The sequence below is a fragment of the Stenotrophomonas sp. P5_A8 genome, from assembly GCF_056400545.1.
The window spans coordinates 1-4,169 of the sequence record NZ_JBFULB010000335.1; the positions used below are offsets into that span (position 1 = coordinate 1).

The 4,169-nt window shown below is 60.0% G+C and carries 3 protein-coding genes; 1 reads left to right on the forward strand and 2 read right to left on the reverse strand.

Translation table 11 applies throughout. The features are described from left to right. A partial coding sequence (locus AC1DQP_RS17490) for a penicillin acylase family protein (RefSeq protein WP_478052097.1) occupies positions 1–549 on the reverse strand: 549 nt, incomplete at its 3' end. 412 nt (positions 550–961) lie between these two features. Between AC1DQP_RS17490 and AC1DQP_RS17495 the strand changes: the two genes are divergently transcribed. Next, positions 962–2,332, forward strand: coding sequence for a hypothetical protein (locus tag AC1DQP_RS17495; RefSeq protein ID WP_478052098.1), 1,371 nt, complete (start codon positions 962–964; stop codon positions 2,330–2,332). 91 nt (positions 2,333–2,423) lie between these two features. Here AC1DQP_RS17495 and AC1DQP_RS17500 read toward each other — a convergent pair. Then, on the reverse strand, positions 2,424–4,169 hold a 1,746-nt coding region (locus tag AC1DQP_RS17500), incomplete at its 5' end, for an LLM class flavin-dependent oxidoreductase (protein WP_478052099.1).

Consider the following 4,169-nt stretch of genomic DNA (forward strand, 5'->3'; position numbering starts at 1 on the left):
CATTTTGATCCAGGCAAGGGAATCGATTTCGGTCCAGGGCTCTGGCTTCAATCCAAGCAGCCGGAACTCAGGTGGCAGTGACGCGTTGGCCGCGATTGCCTCATTGATGCCACGCGTGTATGCAGAAAGCGATTGCTGGGCCTCAGGACTCAGTGCAGGCCAGGCCTCGCGGGCGGCGTTGTACAGCCCAAGGGTGCGGAACCAGACATCTGAATCGATACTCTTCTTGCCGAAGACTTCGCTGAGCCGCCCGCGAACCATCCAGCGCTGTACCTGCAGTTGCCATAGCCGATCCTGTGCGTGGGCATAGCCCACGGCGTAGTAGGCATCGAGATCGGCGCTGGCTTCAATGAGGATGGCGCCTTGGTGATCCCTGCTCAGCGTCACCGGCGGCCTGTCTACCTGCCGCAGAGTAATGCTGCCCCGATCAGGCAGGCTGCGCAGCAGGTCCATCCACAGCCAGGCAGCGGTCAGCAGGAGAGGAAGCAGCAGGAACAGCACGACCCGTGCCAGCAACGGGTGGCGACGGAGGAGGGGAATGAGTTTCATGCCGGGCACTTTCCGCCATTCAAGTCGGTCAATGCAGCACAGGGTACATACGTCCGGTACATCAGTTCGATATCCATTTCGCTAGGCCCGGGTTGCCACGATGCACAAGTCTGCATCATGCGCGAACAGAATGCAGCAGCAGACAGGCCGCATCGGCGTGTGTCTCCAGGCTGCGGGCAGCACCGTCGCATGCGTAGGGCTCGCAACGTAACGAGATCATCCGGATATGGTAAAAAGTCGGGTAGTTCATCGGCTTGCGCGGTCCCTGTTCACATTTTGAAGCACCGCCGGCCTGCGCCAACCTGAGCCGGAAGCTGCAGAAGGTAGATTGTCAGGGAAGGCGTTGCCGAGTCCGCAACGTGGGCGTTTTCTAGGTTTCACCGTCCTTCAGTCACATTCCCGGGAAAGGATCATGGAAAAGGAAATCATCGATAACCATGCAAGCGTCTCCGCTGTCGCAGCGCGCTTTCTTGATTACGCAGTGGGGCAAGGGAAATGTCTTGCCAGGCTTGACCTGCTCGACGACGATCTGCCGCCGATGCTGCGCAATTACAAGTTTGGGTTGCAGTCCTGGCCCTGGTTCATTTCGCCTGAAATGCAACGGACGTTGCAGGAGTGCGTCAGCCGGATACCCGCACTGGTGATGCGGGCCGTGCTGCTGGAGTTCGGCAAGGATACCCGCCGGTTCTGCAAGTTCTATGGTCTGCCGGATGTCGTGGGCGAAATGGTGCTTGCGGATAGTTTGAATACGGAGTTCGTGTGCCAGCGTACTGATGCCATTCTGACCAGCGAAGGGCTGAAGATCGTCGAACTCAATCTCGGTTTCACCATTGGAGGCTGGCAGATCCAGTGGATGGACCAGCAGTACCGGAAGCAGCGTGAATTGCAGCCATTCTTCGAGAACCTTGACTGTCATTCGCGGAATATCCCGTATGGCCAGATGAGCTATCTGATCCGCTCCGTTCAGAAGCAGGCGACGCATGGTTCCGATGGCAGGATCAATGTTGCTTTCATCATCAACGACGATTTCCTCGACCTGGACGGCGTACGCATGTTCAGGTCGATTTTCGAGCAGGCGCTGAAAGACCATGGTGCCGAAGGCGCGATTCATTTCCGGACTGAGCTTTCCGACCTCGCTTTCGAAGTCGATGGCGTCTATCTCGATGGTCAGCGTCTTGGCGCTATTCTTTCCGCGCACGACGACCCACCGGCCGGCTTGTTCCGGGCCAGCGTCACCGGGCAGATCATCTGGAGTGACAATACGCTGCAGTGGGTCTTGGCGGACAAACGGTCCCTTGCCTTGCTTTACAGGCATCGCAAGCATGCGTCTTTCAGCGATGAAGAGTGCACGATCATCGAACGCTTCCTGCCTTGGGCAACACCGCTCCGCGCTGGCAGAGTTGAATTCGAAGGTGCTATGGAGGACCTGCCCTCCCTGCTGCTGCGCAACAAGGATCGATTCGTAATCAAGGTTGCGATGGGTGGAAAAGGGGATGACGTTTTTGTCGGCAAGTACCAGGCAACCCAGGACTGGATCAGACTGGTCATGCGAGGCTTGGCAAGTGGAAACTGGTTGGTGCAGGAGTTCTGCCAGTCGCTTCCGTTCTATGGCCAACGCGGCGAGAGCGGATTTGGCGTTTTCAACGTCGTCTGGGGCATCTACGGCTTTGGCGATCAGTATTCCGGTTGCTGGCTGCGCTTGATGGAACGTGGGGCCGGCGCCGGCATCATCAATTCGGACAAAGGCGCGGAAGAGAGCATCGTTTACGAAGTTTCTGCCTGACCATCGGCAGGAGGCGCGGGTAGTCGCAGCCTGGAGCGGACCTGCAATGCGCGCGTCCAACGGGCGCGCGCATTGCGCTGGGTCTATGCGCTCAGTCAACCAGCTCCCTGTCGCGCAGCCTCAATCGCTCACTGACGATCTGTCCGATCTGTCCGATATGGGCGTCGTCGAACATCCGGTTGTGGCGCATATCGACCTTCAGGAGGTCGATGTGGCCATCCACAAGTTCGGTCCAGCGCCCCACCATTGCGTGAACGTCGTGGTCATCGTCCATGGCACCGACGTACACCAAGTCACCTTCGTATCGATCGGGCTGATAGTGCATGCTCATGTGAATGACATCCTTGATCGCAGATAGCTGTCGGTCAAGTTCCTCGATACTAGCRGCCTCGGGATAGATCTGCTTGCGTTTGAAGAACGCCAATGCGCGCTGCAGTAGCTGTTGGCGACTTTCAGCGGTCGATGCCAGATGCTGCAGTTCGTCCAGTTCGCTGCTGTCGCCGATCAGGTCATACACCTTCAGCATGTAGAGCAGCGCCTGTTGGTCCGGCCACTTCCGGCTGGGTGGCTCACCGCTGGCGATCAGCGCGTCGAGCATGCACAGGAAGGAGACATCCTCGCCGGCCGCCTTCAGCTGGCGCGCCATCTCGTAGACCGCCAGTCCGCCAAAAGACCACCCAAGCAGTTGGTAGGGCCCGTTGGGCTGCACGCTTCTGATCAGGTCGATATAGCTGCGTGCGAGTCCGGCCACGGTGCCCGGGCCCGCGCCCTCAGCGGGAGGGGTCGGGTACTGGATGGCATACAGAGTGGCAGCTTCCCCGATCGCTGAACACAGTTTGGCGTAGTGCGCAGCATCTCCGGTTCCGCCATGCACGCAGAAGAGCGGTGGCGCCGCGCTATCGTTGGACAATCTGGTCAATGCGCTGCGCGGCGTTTCCGGCGGGGTCCCGCCAAGTTCGAGGGCCGCGATCGACTGGCGTTCAAACAGGTCGCGGACCGAGATCTTCACGCCGAGTGCCTTCTGGGCGCGGTTGATCATCCGTATGGCGGAGACGGAATTTCCTCCGAGTTCGAAGAAGCCATCGGTAATGCCGACCTGCTCCTGGCGCAGAACTTCGGCCCAGATCCTGACCAGTCCGGCTTCGATCTCGTTTCGCGGCGCAACAGGGCCTGCCTTGGCGCGTAGGCAGGCGGGGTCGGGCAAGGCCTGTTGATCAACTTTTCCGCTCGGTGTCAGCGGAAGCCGGTCGAGCAGGATGATGCTGGCAGGACGCATGTAGACGGGGAGTTCGCGGCTGAGCAATGTTTGCAGTTCTGCAGCACGGAGCGGTCGGCCCGAGACGAGGCGAAGTCGGTTCAGATGCGGAAGGCTGGCCAGTACGCGTTCTGCGGGCAGACCGAAGTCCACCAGGCAGGCGAACTCGTCCACGCCCGCATCGAGCAGGCCGCGTACGGTCTCCTGGCACGATTGCGGGGAGCCGATCAGTGCCTTGCTGGCAAGGAAGCGGTCGACGGCAAGGCTGATCACTTCGTCGGAGAGTTCATGATCAGTTTGCACGTCGAGGCCAAGGGCTGCGCCGACATCCTTGCGCAGCTTCAACTGCGATCGGAAGTAGTTCTGCAGGTGTGGCCGGGCCTCGGCGATGGCTGCCGCCGCGTCTTCGTCCATGTAGGTGTGCAGCATCACCGCAACCCGGCCGGTGGACGGGTCATGCCCGGCCTGTTGCCTCGCTTCGCGATAGGCGGCGATCTTGTCGGCCAAGCCTGCCACGGTCGTGTTGAGGACGTGGGTGAGGACATTGGCGCCGACGCGACCGGCATCGGCGAACGTCTGAGG

Excerpts from the sequence above, each read along its gene's own strand:
- AC1DQP_RS17495 (WP_478052098.1), top strand. The coding sequence starts at position 962 with ATGGAAAAGGAAATCATCGATAACCATGCAAGCGTCTCCGCTGTCGCA.